General features: G+C 72.9%; 14 protein-coding genes and 1 pseudogene. 11 read left to right on the forward strand and 4 right to left on the reverse strand.

Going from position 1 to position 13,691, the window contains the following annotated elements:
- Nucleotides 1-19: 19 nt before the first annotated feature.
- Complete coding sequence (locus ACFVFS_RS09320) at nucleotides 20-703, reverse strand: TetR/AcrR family transcriptional regulator (RefSeq protein WP_380621858.1); 684 nt, start codon at nucleotides 701-703, stop codon at nucleotides 20-22.
- Nucleotides 704-845: 142 nt separating this feature from the next.
- Between ACFVFS_RS09320 and ACFVFS_RS09325 the strand changes: the two genes are divergently transcribed.
- Nucleotides 846-1,673 carry an SDR family oxidoreductase gene (locus ACFVFS_RS09325; protein ID WP_380621860.1) on the forward strand — a complete coding sequence of 276 codons (828 nt, stop codon included), beginning with the start codon at nucleotides 846-848 and terminating at the stop codon, nucleotides 1,671-1,673.
- A gap of 56 nt (nucleotides 1,674-1,729) precedes the next feature.
- Here the strand turns inward: ACFVFS_RS09325 and ACFVFS_RS09330 are convergent, their stop codons facing one another.
- Nucleotides 1,730-2,122, reverse strand: a complete 393-nt coding sequence (locus tag ACFVFS_RS09330) for a hypothetical protein (RefSeq protein WP_380621862.1) — start codon at nucleotides 2,120-2,122, stop codon at nucleotides 1,730-1,732.
- Nucleotides 2,123-2,233: 111 nt separating this feature from the next.
- Between ACFVFS_RS09330 and sigJ the strand changes: the two genes are divergently transcribed.
- Both sigJ and ACFVFS_RS09340 read left to right on the forward strand, forming a co-directional pair.
- Nucleotides 2,234-3,202 (forward strand): RNA polymerase sigma factor SigJ, encoded by a 969-nt coding sequence (gene sigJ, locus ACFVFS_RS09335; RefSeq protein ID WP_380621864.1) that lies wholly within the window; start codon nucleotides 2,234-2,236, stop codon nucleotides 3,200-3,202.
- A gap of 88 nt (nucleotides 3,203-3,290) precedes the next feature.
- Nucleotides 3,291-4,430: a serine hydrolase domain-containing protein gene (locus ACFVFS_RS09340; protein WP_380621866.1), complete on the forward strand. Its 1,140-nt coding sequence runs from the start codon at nucleotides 3,291-3,293 to the stop codon at nucleotides 4,428-4,430.
- Between the two features lie 22 nt (nucleotides 4,431-4,452).
- On the opposite strand, the gene ACFVFS_RS09345 is transcribed toward ACFVFS_RS09340, so the two are convergent.
- Nucleotides 4,453-4,971 (reverse strand): ArsR/SmtB family transcription factor, encoded by a 519-nt coding sequence (locus ACFVFS_RS09345; RefSeq protein ID WP_380621868.1) that lies wholly within the window; start codon nucleotides 4,969-4,971, stop codon nucleotides 4,453-4,455.
- Between the two features lie 91 nt (nucleotides 4,972-5,062).
- Between ACFVFS_RS09345 and ACFVFS_RS09350 the strand changes: the two genes are divergently transcribed.
- The 4 genes from ACFVFS_RS09350 (at nucleotide 5,063) to ACFVFS_RS09365 (ending at nucleotide 10,656) form a co-directional block, all read left to right on the forward strand.
- Nucleotides 5,063-6,070 carry a S41 family peptidase gene (locus ACFVFS_RS09350; protein WP_380621870.1) on the forward strand — a complete coding sequence of 336 codons (1,008 nt, stop codon included), beginning with the start codon at nucleotides 5,063-5,065 and terminating at the stop codon, nucleotides 6,068-6,070.
- A gap of 927 nt (nucleotides 6,071-6,997) precedes the next feature.
- On the forward strand, nucleotides 6,998-7,375 hold the full coding sequence (locus ACFVFS_RS09355) for a peptidase inhibitor family I36 protein (protein WP_380621872.1): 378 nt from the start codon (nucleotides 6,998-7,000) through the stop codon (nucleotides 7,373-7,375).
- A gap of 78 nt (nucleotides 7,376-7,453) precedes the next feature.
- On the forward strand, nucleotides 7,454-8,152 hold the full coding sequence (locus ACFVFS_RS09360) for an ABC transporter ATP-binding protein (RefSeq protein WP_380621874.1): 699 nt from the start codon (nucleotides 7,454-7,456) through the stop codon (nucleotides 8,150-8,152).
- 65 nt (nucleotides 8,153-8,217) lie between these two features.
- Nucleotides 8,218-10,656 (forward strand): FtsX-like permease family protein, encoded by a 2,439-nt coding sequence (locus ACFVFS_RS09365; protein WP_380621876.1) that lies wholly within the window; start codon nucleotides 8,218-8,220, stop codon nucleotides 10,654-10,656.
- Nucleotides 10,657-10,840: 184 nt separating this feature from the next.
- Here the strand turns inward: ACFVFS_RS09365 and ACFVFS_RS09370 are convergent, their stop codons facing one another.
- On the reverse strand, nucleotides 10,841-11,521 hold the full coding sequence (locus ACFVFS_RS09370; RefSeq protein WP_380621878.1) for a hypothetical protein: 681 nt from the start codon (nucleotides 11,519-11,521) through the stop codon (nucleotides 10,841-10,843).
- Nucleotides 11,522-11,612: 91 nt separating this feature from the next.
- Here ACFVFS_RS09370 and ACFVFS_RS09375 point away from each other — a divergent pair, with 91 nt between their 5' ends.
- The 4 genes and pseudogenes from ACFVFS_RS09375 to ACFVFS_RS09390 all read left to right on the forward strand — a co-directional run.
- Nucleotides 11,613-11,807 (forward strand): DUF397 domain-containing protein, encoded by a 195-nt coding sequence (locus ACFVFS_RS09375; protein WP_380621880.1) that lies wholly within the window; start codon nucleotides 11,613-11,615, stop codon nucleotides 11,805-11,807.
- Nucleotides 11,808-11,884: 77 nt separating this feature from the next.
- The gene (locus ACFVFS_RS09380) at nucleotides 11,885-12,472 is read left to right on the forward strand and encodes a hypothetical protein (protein WP_380621882.1); all 588 of its coding nucleotides are present in this window, start codon (nucleotides 11,885-11,887) and stop codon (nucleotides 12,470-12,472) included.
- Nucleotides 12,473-12,505: 33 nt separating this feature from the next.
- Nucleotides 12,506-13,255 carry an NUDIX hydrolase gene (locus tag ACFVFS_RS09385; RefSeq protein WP_380621884.1) on the forward strand — a complete coding sequence of 250 codons (750 nt, stop codon included), beginning with the start codon at nucleotides 12,506-12,508 and terminating at the stop codon, nucleotides 13,253-13,255.
- Between the two features lie 102 nt (nucleotides 13,256-13,357).
- Nucleotides 13,358-13,600: pseudogene (locus tag ACFVFS_RS09390) on the forward strand (protein kinase family protein); the annotation flags it as partial.
- Between the last annotated feature and the right edge of the window lie 91 nt (nucleotides 13,601-13,691).

A 13,691-nucleotide genomic window follows, 5' to 3' on the forward strand; every position in this document is an offset into this window, starting at 1 on the left:
GGGCGGCGCGGACGGCCCGCTACGCGGCGGCGTCCGCCCGGGGAGCGGTCAGCCCGGCGGTGAGGAACGCGACCACGGTGGCCAGCTCCGGGAACGACGGATCGACGGCGGAGTCCGCGTCGGCGGCGAGCGGTCGGCCGTAGGCCTCCAGCAGTGTGGTGAACGCCAGCCGCCAGCGGTCGGTGATCTCGTGGACGGTCAGCTCGGGCAGCGCCCGGCCGAGGACGACCTCGAACGGGGCGGTGCCCGCCCAGGGGGAGCCGCTGAGCGGCCGGTCGGCGGTGAGCATGGTCTGGGCGAGCAGGCGGCAGAGCATCCGGCCGCGCTCGGTGCGCACCAGTTCGTCGAAGGGCGAGGCGACGGCCGCGACCAGCGCCCGCACCTGCGCCGGACCGGTGGCCGTCGGGTGGAGGGTGGCCGTCTCCAGCCGGTCCTGCCAGAGCGGGAGCAGCTCACGCCCGAGCAGCGCCGCGACCAGGCCCTCCCGGGAGCCGAAGTGGTAGTGCACCGCGCCGGGGTTGAGGCCGGCCTCCGCGTTGATCGCCCGCACCGAGACCTGGCCCACGCCGCGCTGGAGGAAGAGCCGCTCGGCGGCCGCGAGCAGCCGCTCCCGGGTCGGGGCGGGATCCGGGGACGGAGACGCGGAAGGGGACGGGGTGGGGCGCTGCGGCGGGGCGGGGTTCTGGGCGGTTCCATCCGGCATGTCGCCATTGCACCACAGGAACCCGGGTTACCATCCAATCAGTGATTGAATCGCGATTGGCAGATGCTCGGACCGGGCTGTCCGGACCGGGCGTCCCGCCAGTCCCGTGCGCCGGCGCGCACGTGATCGAGAGGCTCACACCATGGGTACCTACGCCGTCACCGGCTCCGCTTCGGGCATGGGCGCCGCCAGCGCCGCCGTCCTCCGGGAGGCCGGGCACACCGTCATCGGCATCGACCTCCACGACGCCGACATCACCGCCGACCTGGGCACCGCCGAGGGCCGCCGGGCGGCCGTCCAGGGGATCCTGGACGCCTCCGGCGGGCTCCTGGACGGCGTGGCCGCGGTGGCCGGCGTGGGCCCCGCGATGAAGGACGCCGCCGCGGTCGCCTCCATCAACTACTTCGGCCCGGTCGCCCTGCTGGAGGGGCTGCGCCCGGCGCTCGCCCGTTCCTCCGCGGGCCGCGCCGTCGTGATCGGCTCCAACTCCTCGACCACCGTCCCGATGATCGACGACACGCTGGTCGGCCTGCTCCTCGCGGGTGACGAGGAGGCCGCGCGCGAGCACGCCCGGGCGGCCCAGGCGGGGATCCCCGCCGAGGTGGCGCGGACCGCGCCGAGCATCTCCGCCTACGCGAGCTCCAAGTTCGCCCTGGCCCGCTGGGTGCGCCGGACGGCGGTCACGCCGGAGTGGGCCCGCGAGGGCGTGCTGCTCAACGTCATCGCCCCCGGCGCGGTGGTCACCCCGCTGATGCTCGGGTCCACCGGCGTGGGCGAGGAGCCGGACGCCGACTCCTTCCCCACCCCCATGCCGCTGGGGGTCTTCGGCCGGCCCGAGGACATCGCCTTCTGGGTGCACCAGTTCCTGCGCCCGGAGGCCCGTTTCACCACCGGGGCCACCCTGTTCGTCGACGGCGGCACCGACGCCGCGATGCGCGCGGACGCCCAGCCCACCGCGCTGACCTTCTGAGCGGACGGCGGGCCCGCGCCGGGCCGGGAGCGCTCCCGGCCCGGCCGGGCGCGGCACTACCGGACGGCGCGGCCCAGGCCCAGGCCCCGGCCGAGGTCGAGCAGGCTCAGGCCGAACATCAGCACGCCCAGCGGCACGTGCAGTGCCGGCTCGTGGGCGACGCCCAGCACCACCTGCACCGAGGCGAGCGCCAGGAAGCCGGTGGCGTACAGGACCGGCCGGGCCGGACCGCCGCCGGGCCGCCAGGCCAGGATCGCTGCCAGCAGGTAGAGCATCGAGGCCCCGTACATCACCCGGGCGCCGACGCCGTGCAGCGTCCCGCCGTAGTCGGTGGAGAGCAGCAGGCCCGCGGTGGTCGCCTGGAAGAAGATCGCCAGCGTCTGCAGGGCGAGCGCGACCTGCGGGAACGTGAGGCTGCGGCGCTCGACGGCGTTGCTCGGGATGGCCATGGTGCGGTCCCTCTTCCTGCCTCGCGGCGGTGGATCGGTAGTGTCCCGCTGATTCGACGACGCAGGCCCGTGGAGTGTGAGGCGGGTGGGCACGAACAGGGGGCGGCCGGCATGGGGACCGAGGACGGGCGTTCCGAACGGCCCGCGGACGAGGCCGTCGGCGAGCGGCGCCATCTGATCAACCTCGCCTACCGGATGCTCGGTTCACCGGCCGAGGCCGAGGACGCCGTGCAGGAGGCGTACACCCGCTGGTACACGATGGCGCCGGCCCGGCGGCGGGCGGTCGAGGCGCCCGGCGCCTGGCTGACGACGGTGGTCAGCCGGATCTGCCTGGACGTGCTCGGCTCGGCGCGGGTCCGGCGCGAGCGCTACGTCGGCGAGTGGCTGCCCGAACCGCTGCCCGACGCCGCCGAGTGGCTCGGCGGCACCGGCGGCGGGCCGGCCGACCCCGCCGACCGGATCACCCTGGACGAGTCGGTCAGCATGGCCTTCCTCGTCGTCCTGGAGTCGATGACGCCCGCCGAGCGCGTGGTGTTCGTCCTGCACGACGTCTTCCGGTACCCGTTCCCCGAGATCGCCGCGATCGTCGGCCGGACCCCCGCCGCCTGCCGCCAACTGGCCTCCTCCGGCCGGCGCCGGGTCGACGGCGCCCGGGTCGGCGCCGACCGGCTCCCCGCGGCCGGGCGGGACCGGCAGGCCGCGGCGGCCGAACAGGCCGAGGTGGTACGGCGGTTCAGACGGGCGTGGGAGGCCGTGGACATCGAGGCGCTGGTCGGCCTGCTCGACCCCGCCGCCACGATGGTCGCCGACGGCGGCGGCCTGGTCGGCGCCGCGACCCGCCCGGTCGAGGGCGGCGCGCGCATCGCCCGGTACCTCGTGCTCATGGCCGAGAAGGCCCCGGGGCTCGTCCTCCTGGAGCGCACCGTCAACGGCCGCCCCGGCCTGGTCGCCCAACGCGACGGCGCCACCGCGACGGTGGCCGCCCTCGACCTCTCCGGCGAGGGCCGGATCATCCGCATCTGGGCCGTCCGCAACCCCGAGAAGCTGACCCGCTGGACGGCGGGCGGCGGCCCGGCCTGACGTCCCGGCCGCGCGGGGAACCACCCCGCGCGGACCGGCCGTTGGTCCGATCAGCGGGGGGCGGGCGATTCGGACCTCGGAGGTCGGTATGGCTCGGCAGGGGGCGCTTCGGCGCGGTTTCGGTGCGGTGGCGGTGGCCGCCGCGGTGACGGCGGGCACGGTGACGTCGGCGGTGGCGGCCGACGACCGGGGGCGGCACGGCGACGGCGTCCACGGCGCGACCAGGGCGGCGATGGCGGAGCTCGTCCGGGCGGAGGGCCTGCCCGGCACGATCGCCGGCGTCCGGGAGGGCGGCGGAGGCTGGTCGGCGGCCGTCGGGGCGGCCGACACCGCGACCGGGCAGCCCCGGTCGCCCCGGGAGCGGTTCCGGATCGGGAGCCTGACGAAGACCTTCACCGCGACGGTGGTGCTCCAACTCCGGGCCGAGGGAGGGCTCTCCCTGGACGACCCGGTGGAGAGGTGGCTGCCCGGCGTGGTGCGGGGGAACGGGAACGACGGGTCGGCGATCACGATCCGCCACCTGCTGGGCCACACCAGCGGGCTGTTCTCCTACGACGAGGACCCGGCGATGATCCAGCGGCTGGCCGGCCCGGACTTCCTGCTCCACCGCTACGACACGTACCGGCCCGAGGACCTGGTCCGCACGGCGGTCTCCCATCCGCCGCTGTTCGCACCGGGGGCGTCCCGCTCGTACTCCAACACCAACTTCGTGCTGGCCGGGATGATCATCGGCAAGGCGACCGGCCGCCCGTACGGCGAGGAGATCGAGCGGCGGATCATCCGGCCGCTGGGCCTCTCCGCCACCACCCTGCCCGGCACCGCCGCCGGGCTGCCCCGGCCGCACGCGCTCGGCTACTCCACGCTGTTCGGCGGCTCGCCGACGCCGCTGGAGACCACCGAGCTCAACCCCTCGTGGGGCGGTGCGGCCGGGGAGATGATCTCCACGACCGACGACCTGACCCGCTTCTACTCCGCCCTGGTGCGCGGACGACTGCTGCCGCAGGCCGAGTTGGACGAGATGCTCCCGGCCGGCGGCGGCCCCGGGCTGGGCATCGGGAGCGTGAAGCTCTCCTGCGGGGTCACCCTCTGGGGCCACACGGGCACCATCCACGGGTCGTCGACGGTGGCGCTGACCACCCGCGACGGGCGGCACGCGGCCGCGTTCAACACCAACGCCGACTGGGTCGAGGGCGAACGCGGGCTCGCGGAGGCCGAGTTCTGCCGCTGAGCCGGTCCGTCCACCCGGGTGCTCAGTCCTGGCCGGCCGCCTGCTCGTAGAGCGCCACCAGTACCCCGTGCACCGGCTCGCCCTCCGGGGCCTCGGCGGCCTCGTCCACCAGGGCCTGGAGGGCGGCGCCGAGGCGGGCGGCCTGGTCGGCGGTCAGCCGGAGGTGCCGCAGCACCAGCAGGGGGTCCTGCGGAGCCTTGACGCACGCCTCGGCCACCGCCCCGAGCAGGGCGGTGGTCGGGCCGGCGTCGCGCCCGGCCACGGTGATCCGCCGGGCGGTGCGCCGGTAGAGGTGCTCACTGCCGCCGCGCACCTTCCGGGTCTCCACGATGCGCACCACACCGGCCTCCTGCAGCACCTTGAGGTGGTGGGCCACCGTGCTCTTGCGGCTGTCCAGCGCCGCCGCGAGTTCGCCGACGGTGGCGGGCCGCCCGCCGAGCGCCAGCAGCAGCCGCTGGCGCAGCGGGTGGGAGAGCGCCTTGAACTGCTGCGGGCTCTCGACGGTGAGTTCCTCGGCCTGGTCCCGGGTCCTGTCCTCCATGGGTAAAGCGTCCAACTTTCTTGACGCTTTCGCAAGCCGCGTGCTCCACTGATGCCCTACCTGATCGATCACCAGCAGCAGGGGACGGCACATGACGCAGCTCCAGTCGGCCGAGATCACCGGGATCGTCGCCGAGGCCGGCCGGCTCGCGGCCGAGCTCTACGTCTTCCCCGAGATCGGCGCACGGATCGCCGCCCGCCTCGCCGAGGCGCTCGCCGAGGGCCGCTACGCACGGGCCGGGGACGCCGAGACGCTCGGCCGGCTGGTCACCGAGGACCTCCAGTCCGTCAACGGCGACCGCCACCTGCGGCTGAAGTTCCACCCGACCGCGATCCCGGCGGAGCAGGAGGACGGCGCCCTCCTCGCCGAGCTGACCCGGTCCGCCGACCTCTCGCTCGGCGGCGTCCCCCGGATCGAGCGCCTGGCGGGCGGCGTCGCCCTGCTGAAGCTCGCGCCGATCCTCTTCCCGCTCGACATGACCGGCGACTCGCTGAACGCCGCGCTCACCCTGGTCGCGCCCGCCGAGGCGCTGATCCTGGACCTGCGCGAGTGCGTCGGCGGCCACCCGTACACGACCGCCCACATCTGCGGCCACCTCTTCGACGAGCCGACGCACCTCAGCTCCCTCTACGACCGCGAGACGGACGCCGAGCAGCAGTTCTGGAGCCCCGCGATGGCGCCCGGCCCGCGGTTCGGCGGCAGCAAGCCGCTCTACGTGCTGATCAGCAAGGCCACCTTCTCCGGCGGCGAGGCGCTCGCCTACGACCTCCAGCAACACGGCCGCGCCGTGGTGGTCGGCGAAGCGTCCGGCGGCGGCGCCAACCCGCGCCGGGGCTTCACCCTGCACCCGCACCTGGAGGCGACCATCCCGACCGCCCGCTCGATCAACCCGGTGTCGGGCGCCAACTGGGAGGGCACCGGCGTGATCCCGGACACCGCGACGGACCCGGCCGACGCCCACGAGGCGGCCCACCGCGCGGCCCTCGCCGAGGTCGCCCGCCGCGCCGGCGACACCCCGTCCGCCTCCGCCGAGGAGGCCCGCCGGGTGCTGCGCGGCACGGCGGAGGACGGCCCGACGGGGGCGGACGCCCGGCTCTGAGGCGCGCCGCCGTTTCAGCGTAGATCCGGTGACGCCGCCGGTGAGAGCGGCGAGATCTCCCCGTTCCCGCTGGACCCCAACACCGGCCTGCAGACCGTGCTGCGCTACACCTCCACGGTCTCCTGGACACCAGCTGGGGCACCTCGGGCGTCGTCACCACCTCGTTCGGCCTCGGCGGCGCCTCGGCCCGCGGCGTCGCCCTCGACTCCAGCAACCGCCTGGTCACCGGCGGCGCCGCCACCGTGACCAAGCCCGACCTCACCCCGGGCTTCGACTTCACCGCCGCGCGCTACCAGACCAACTGACGCCCGCAGCACGCCCCCGGGGCCCGGAACCGCTCGGTTCCGGGCCCCGGGCCGTCGGACATCACACGGTCGGCCCTGTGTTCACCCCCTCAGGGCCATCTCGAACCGCACCGGGTTCAGCCCTGCCGACCGCCGGCCCGAACCGCCGAAGCACAGAGTGCCGCCCCTTGGAGTGGCGGCGGGACGCACCTGGGCGCGGACTGGCCGAGTTGGAGCAGGAAGCGCCGGCACCCCTCCGCGCACGACCGAGAAGCGGCGGTCGAGGACCGGATGAAACGTGACTGCAGGTTCCATCGGCGCGCAGTCCGGCAGTAAAGCCCCGACAAACCCACCCCTATCGGTCACGACTGTCGACGATCTATCGCATGCGAGCCCACGGCAAAAGCGATGGAAAGTTTTCGCCTAGAACTGACCGGCACGGGTGAAACACCGCCCGCCACTGGCGCGCTTCACTGTTCGTGTGCGTAAAACTTCCCTTGCGGCGGCCGATCTTCGTTGCGTAGGTTCATCCGCGCACCAACACATCGGTGGGTCCGGAGCTGGCATCGGCCTCCGTATCGCTGCTTGCCCCCCGAATTCACTCACTGCGGCGCCCTTGGCGTGCCCGAAGGAGGATTCGATCATGTTGGGTAAGCGTCTCTTTGTCGGCGCGGCGGCGGGCGTCATCTTCGGCTCGGTCGGCGCGCCGGTCGCGGCGATCGCCGCCCCGGCAGGCTGCAACGGCGGCTGGGTCTGCCTGTACCGCGACGACGACTACAAGGGTGGCGGCTACTTCCAGAACCAGCAGGGCGGTTCGTGGAACCTCAGCGACCAGGGCTTCAACGACCAGACCAACTCCTGGTACAACAACTCCTCGGTCGACGCGAAGTGGTTCTACGACGCCAACCTCAAGGGCACCTCGCGCTGCATGAACAACAACTCGAGCAACCACAGCCTGAGCATCGCTGACTATGATGAGGCCAGCTCGCTCGCCATCTACACCTATCAGTACGCCTGCTGACGGTACATCACCTCACCAGGTGAAGTGGAGCTCCGGGGGAGTCTCCCCCGGAGCTCTTTCACCGTTCCAAGGAGCCACGTGGTCATCGTCCGCGCCGATCGAGTCGGCAAGAAGTTCTCCATCGGCAGTGAGACGGTCCGCGCCGTCGACAACGTCTCCCTGGAGATCGGTTCCGGCGAGCTGGTGGTCCTGGTCGGGGCCAGCGGTTCGGGCAAGAGCACTCTGCTCAATCTGATCGGCGGCCTGGAACGTGTGGACGGCGGCTCCCTCACGGTCCTGGACACCGATATGAGGAAAGCTTCCGAGGCTGCCTTGGCACGTATGCGCCTGACCCGGGTGGGATTCGTATTCCAGGACTTCAACCTGGTCAAGGATCTCACCCTCGCCGAGAATGTGTCCTTGCCTTTGGAGGGTGCGGGTGTCCCACGCAAAAAGGCCCGCGAAACGGCCAGGTCAGCGCTGGCCCGAGTGGGTCTGAAAGGGCTGGACGACCGATTTCCCGTAGAGGTGTCCGGCGGGCAGCAGCAGCGCGCAGCCATCGCGCGGGCAGTGGTCGGGGAACGAGAACTGATTCTCGCGGACGAACCCACCGGTGCCCTCGATTCCGCCACCGGCAGGGAGATCATGGAACTCCTCAGCGGGCTCCAGCGGGACGGTGTGACCATCGTGCTCAGCACGCACAATCCGGCGAACATGGAGTTCGGCGACCAGGTCATCGAACTGCGGGACGGCCGCCGCCTCTCGCCCGCCACGGCCCCTGACGGTGCCGCATGCTGAATGGATGGCGGACCCAACTCCTCGTGGCCTGGAGGGTGGTCCTGGGGCGAGGGCGGCGCCGGGCCATGCTGCTCGCGCTCTTCGTCACACCCGTTCTGCTTGCGGCCTCCGCCGCCGGCATCATCCGGGCGGTAGCCCTCTCCGCGGACCAGCGAGGCGTCAGCCAGATGGCCGCGGCCGACTTGCTGATCACGCAGACGGGTTCGTCCCCCGATTCCGAGCGACTGAACCAGTTGCTGGAGTCCGCCGCCCCCGGGGCGACACTCGTGGACGTCGAGTACTCCCTCGACTTCCCGGTGCTGCTCGGAGGAGTGACCACTTCGGTGTCCTACCGGGAGACCGACTGGTCCGCCGACGCCACCCGCGGCTGGGTCCGCCCCCGGGCCGGCAGGCTTCCGGCGGCCGTCGGCGAGATCGCGGTCAGCACGGAGATCGCCAAGCAGTTCGATCTCCGTGTCGGTGACTCCCTGGGATACCGCTGGGCCAAGGACCCGTCCGTCATCACCGGAATCTTCGAGGACCCGGCCGCCTACCGCAGCGGACTCGTTCTGGCCCCTTCGGGGCAACTCGGCCGTTGGCTCGACGGCGTGCACGACGGCGAGACCCATGCCACGCGGAGCCGGCTCCTGAAAGCCCCGCCCATGGCCGTGGCCCGGGCCAAGGAAGCCGTGTCCGGAGCCGGGTTCACCGCCAAGAGCCGCGAGGACGTGCTCGACGGCGTGTCCCTCATCGAGAAGGAGCCCGGTCTCGTCCTCTTCCCCGGGCTGCTCCTCGTCTGTGTCGGAGCTGCCGCCGCTTTCGGAGTGCGTGTCCGACAACTGCGGCGGGAGTTCTCGCTGCTGTCGGCGGTCGGCCTGGACGCACGGTGGATCCTGCGGACCTGCCGCCTCGCCGGATCCCTCGCATCCGCCTGCGGCGCGATCATCGGCCTTTCCGTGGGCACCCTGCTGAGCGTTCTGGTACGGCCGTGGCTGCGCGAAGCGGTCCAGCACGACCTCTCCCCACTGGCCGTGCCCTGGCTGAGTGGCCCGGTTCTGATCCTGTTGACCATGGCGGCCGGCACTCTGTCGGTGTGGTGGCCGGCCCGTACGGCCCTCAACACACCGGTCAGCCGCCGCCTGGGCGCCACACCTGAGCGGCGCGCGGCGCGAATGGCACGGGCACGCATCGCCTTCACCGCGGTCGGCGCTGCCGGCGTGTCCGCAGCCATGGTCGTCTCCTCCCGGTCCGCTGCCTCCATGAGCGGCCTGATCGGCTGTGCAGGGCTGTGCATCGCGGTGCTCCTCCTTCTTCCGGGCATGCTCCGCCTGCTTGCCCGCGTCACCAGGGACGCCTCAGTAGCCGCCCGCGTAGCGCTGCGCAGCATGGCCCGCGAGCCGCGGCGGCCGGTGGCCGCCGTCTCGATCGGGTTCTTCGCGGTCAGCGTGGCCACCGCAGCGCTCGCCATGCTCAACAGCGCAGCCGCCAACGAGCGGTCCACCTACGTCGGATCCCGCCACCTCGGGCAGGTCGAAGTCGTGCTCCGGCACACCGACGCCACCCCGCAGATCACCGACGCGATCGGCAGGACCCTGGAAGGCTCCGAGATCACCTTGAACAAGGCGGTGGTCCTGCCGGCACCAACCGGGGCCGGCCGCTCGGCCCGGCTCTCGGCTCCCCAGTTCTACGTGGCCCCGGTCGCGGCCGATCGAGCGCCCAACACCCTTCGGAAGGCTGTCCAGGTCGTCGATTCCCAGGCGGAGTTCCGAGCGCTCACGGGACGCGCGGCCACCACCCGGGAGTGGCAGGCCCTGGAGGGCGGTCAGCTGCTGGTGATGTCGGCCGTGTTCTCCGACCGCGGGACGGGCCTGCTACTGGAACCCGACCCGGTGTCCGGTGAACCCAAGCCCGTCAAGATTCCCGCTGTCACCGTCGCGGACCCGGTGGACGAGACCACCCTCATTCGCGCGGGAGCGGTCCTCACCAGCAGTGCTGCTCGGCAACTCGGCGCTACGGTCCAGACGCAGACGCTGGTAGCCACCGCCTCGGACGGCGAAGCCCCGTCCGAGGCGGTCGAGACGCAGCTTGCCCGTGCTCTGGAACCACTCGACATCCCGATCACCGATGTCCGCATCGAGCGCGGGCCGTCAGCGCCCAAGCCGGTGCTCTGGTACATCCTGCTCTCCATGGCCGGAGTGGCAGTGGTCGCGTCGATGGCCTTGGCACTGTCCGCCTCCGCCCAGGAGCTCCGCCCCGATCTGCGGCGCCTGCACGACATGGGATTCCACCGCGGTATCCAACGCCGCATCCTGGCTTACCAGTCCGTTGTCGTTGCCGGACTTGCCACCACTGCCGGTGCTGCCGCCGGCCTGGTCCTCGCGGCCGCGCGGGTATGGGCATTCGATGCCGAGCTCACCGTGAACTGGGCCACCCTTTTCGGTGCGATCGCGGCCATCGTCGTGCTCAGCGCGTTCCTGGGAGCACTCCTGGCTCCGAGGGCGAAGACTCTGCGTGAGGCGAGCTGATCGAAGTCCGGCGGTTCCTCGGTCGGCTTCAGGTGGGCGCCGGTTCGGATGTGGCCTCGCTCGAAAGGATCTGCGCTGTTCGGAGGAACTCCGATCACGACTCATCCTCCGCAACAGGCCGGCGCAACGTGGGCCGAGTCGAGCCCGAGCTGCGGGGCCCTGACCGCCGTGCCGGTCAGGGCCCTCACTCTGCCTTCCAGCCGTGGGCGTACGCGATGTGCAGCGTGCCCGGACCGATCCGCCTCCGCTGCGGCCGTCCGATCCTGAGGCCGTCGTCCTCCAGCGTCACGCAGTCGTGCGAGCCCGGGTACTCCAGGGCGCGGACCGGGCCGTCCGTCACCAGGGAGTGGACCAGCGAGCCGGTGGTCCGGAACGCCGGAGCGCTGCCGGTCAGGAAGAGCGTGTCCGCCGCGAATCCGAACCGCAGCTCGTCGTGCCGGCCCGCGTGGTGGCTCGGCTCGTGGTCGAGTTCCTCGTACTTCCGAAAATCGGTCTCCGGGATCTCCGCGGTGTGCGGCCTCCCCGCCCCCAACCGCCCTCGCAGCGCCTTCCACCGCGACGGCGGGAACCCCAGACTGTGCTGCACCAGCACCAGGTCCAACACCACCGTCGACCGCCGCCACTCGCCGATCCCCTTCGGCCCCTCGCGTCCCGCCTTCAGCGGCAGGTACACCAGCGACCGCCGCGACCGCGCGGCCAGTCCCACCGCCGCCGTCAGGCTCGCCGCCGCCGTCCGGTCCACGTACATGTCCAGCGACCAGCCGTGGTCGTACAGCACGGCGCGCCCCGACCGGGGCCCCGCCTTCACCACCCGGTACTCCTCGCCGCCGTGCCGGACCCGGTGGACCGTCGTGCTCAACTTCACCGGACAGTCGTATCCCATCCGTACGCACCCTGTCCCCCGCGTTTCCGACCGCCTACCGTGGATGCGGAGCCCACGGAAGGAGTCCCCGACGATGTCCGGCACCCACTGGCGCAGGAGCAGCTACAGCAACAACGGCGGCGCGTGCCTCGAAGTCGCCGACGGCCACCCCGGCGTCGTCCCCGTCCGCGACTCCAAGGACCCCGCCGGCCCCGCCCTGGTCTTCCCCGCGCACGCCTGGCGCGCCTTCATCACCGCCGTCAAGGCCGACGAGTTCGACCTGCTCTGATCGCGAGCGGTCCGCACGGCTCCTGTGCTGTACTTCGCACACACCGTTCGCCCGCGTCCCAGGAGCCCGACCGCCCGATGAGCGCCACCTGTCCGCAGTGCTCCGCCCCGGACCAGTCCGTCGCCGTCCCGCACGCCCTCGCGCCCACCGCCCAGCCACCGCTGGACGAGGCGGCCCGTGCCCAGCTCGTCCCGCCGCCCGCGCCGCAGCCGGGCCGGCTCCGGCTGAACGGCGGCACGATCACCTTCTACGCGCTCACCGGCGTCCTCACCCTGCTCGCGGTCCTCTCCCTGTTCGGCAACCACGACGCCGACCTCGACGGCGCCGAACCCGCCTACGTGGCCGGCTACCTCATCGGCCCGTTCCTCTTCCCCCTCCTGTTCCTCCTGATCGCGGTGGTCCTGCACGCCGTCTCGCGCAAGGGCCAACACCGCCGCCTCGCCGAGACGCTCCCCGCGCAGCAAGCACTGTGGCAGCGCCACCACTTCGTCTGGCAGTCCGCCTGGCTCTGCCGCCGCTGCCGGGTCGCCTTCTTCCCCGCGGCCGCGCTGCGCCCCGACGTCGCCGCCTCCCCGCCGATCCCGCTCGACCAGTTCCCGCTCTGGGTGGTGACCGCGTCCGACCGGACCTACGGCTTCCCGACGCCTCCCGTCGCGCCGAACTGACCCTCGGGGCCTGTTTCCTGCTTCCATGGGCGGATGCCCGAGACACCCTCGCCGCTCCTCCCGCCGCCCGCCGAGGTCCTCGGCGTCCGCCGCATCCGGCTCGTCGAAGTGCCCGCGCCCCGCCTCACCGCCGAGGAGCGGCGGGAGCGGGACCGCACCTGGGCGACCATGGTCCTCGCCAATCCCACCCTCTTCGACGGCCCGGTGGTGGCGTGCGCGGGCACCTCGTGGCCCAGACCCGGTGAACTCCACGTCTTCTGGTCGCGCGTCACCTACCGGCACTACGCGCTCCGCCAGGTGATGTCGTCCACCGCCCCCACCGCCTCGCTCGCCGTCAGCGTCCTGCAACCGACCGACGACGGGCGCCTGCTCATCGGCCGGATGTCCCCCGCCACGGCCGCCCCCGGACGCTGGCAGCCCCCCGGCGGCTCCGTCGAACCCCCGCCCGACGGCGACCGCCTGGACCTCGCCGCCCTGCGCCGCAACGCCGTCCGGGAGCTGTCCGAGGAGACCGGAGTGAGCGCCGGCCCGGGCGAGTTGGCGCTCTGGGCGGTCACCCGCGGCCGGTACGGCAGCATCGGCGTGCTCTTCCTCGCCCCGCCGCTGCCCGAGCCGGTGCTGCGCGAGCGCTTCGGCGCCGTCGCGCCGCCCGAGCGGGAACTCGTCGAGCTGGCCTTCGTCCGCTCCCCCACCGACCTGCCGGGCCTGCCCGGCCCGCACGCCGACTACCTCGCCCCCGTCCTCCACCGCTTCACCCGGCAGCAGGGACGGCCGCAGGGCTGAGGCGGCTACCGATCCCGTGGGCCCCGGCCGCCCTCCGGGTGGGTGGCGCCGCCTACCGTGGGAGGCCAGGGGGTCAAGGGACCAGCGGGGGAGGATTCGTCCATGCGTCGTAGCGAAGGGCCGGACCCGGCGCGGCTCGCCGCCCACCGGGCGGTGGCGGCCCGGCTGTCGCCGCTGAGCGACCGGCGGCTCGGGGAGGTCGTGGCGTCCGCCGCTCCGCTCGGGTCCGGGACCGGGGGCAGGTCGGCGGCCCTGGAGGTCGGCGGGACGCGGGTGTTCGTCAAGCGGGTGCCGCTGACCGAGCCGGAGACCCGGCCGGAGAACGTCCGCCGCACGGCGAACCTGGTGGCGGCGGGCACGGCGGACGTGGAGTAGACGGAGGTGTCGGTGTGGGGTTAATGGGGGGGGGGGTGACCCGAACCACCACCCCCAACGC

It is taken from the genome of Kitasatospora sp. NPDC057692, from assembly GCF_042799475.1.
Taxonomy (GTDB): domain Bacteria; phylum Actinomycetota; class Actinomycetes; order Streptomycetales; family Streptomycetaceae; genus Kitasatospora.

Coding starts and splice junctions, on each gene's coding strand:
- sigJ (WP_380621864.1), top strand. CDS start 2,234: ATGGGGACCGAGGACGGGCGTTCCGAACGGCCCGCGGACGAGGCCGTC.
- ACFVFS_RS09375 (WP_380621880.1), top strand. CDS start 11,613: ATGTCCGGCACCCACTGGCGCAGGAGCAGCTACAGCAACAACGGCGGC.
- ACFVFS_RS09365 (WP_380621876.1), top strand. CDS start 8,218: ATGCTGCTCGCGCTCTTCGTCACACCCGTTCTGCTTGCGGCCTCCGCC.
- ACFVFS_RS09340 (WP_380621866.1), top strand. CDS start 3,291: ATGGCTCGGCAGGGGGCGCTTCGGCGCGGTTTCGGTGCGGTGGCGGTG.
- ACFVFS_RS09355 (WP_380621872.1), top strand. CDS start 6,998: ATGTTGGGTAAGCGTCTCTTTGTCGGCGCGGCGGCGGGCGTCATCTTC.
- ACFVFS_RS09345 (WP_380621868.1), bottom strand. CDS start 4,971: ATGGAGGACAGGACCCGGGACCAGGCCGAGGAACTCACCGTCGAGAGC.
- ACFVFS_RS09320 (WP_380621858.1), bottom strand. CDS start 703: ATGCCGGATGGAACCGCCCAGAACCCCGCCCCGCCGCAGCGCCCCACC.
- ACFVFS_RS09385 (WP_380621884.1), top strand. CDS start 12,506: ATGCCCGAGACACCCTCGCCGCTCCTCCCGCCGCCCGCCGAGGTCCTC.
- ACFVFS_RS09325 (WP_380621860.1), top strand. CDS start 846: ATGGGTACCTACGCCGTCACCGGCTCCGCTTCGGGCATGGGCGCCGCC.
- ACFVFS_RS09350 (WP_380621870.1), top strand. CDS start 5,063: ATGACGCAGCTCCAGTCGGCCGAGATCACCGGGATCGTCGCCGAGGCC.
- ACFVFS_RS09330 (WP_380621862.1), bottom strand. CDS start 2,122: ATGGCCATCCCGAGCAACGCCGTCGAGCGCCGCAGCCTCACGTTCCCG.
- ACFVFS_RS09380 (WP_380621882.1), top strand. CDS start 11,885: ATGAGCGCCACCTGTCCGCAGTGCTCCGCCCCGGACCAGTCCGTCGCC.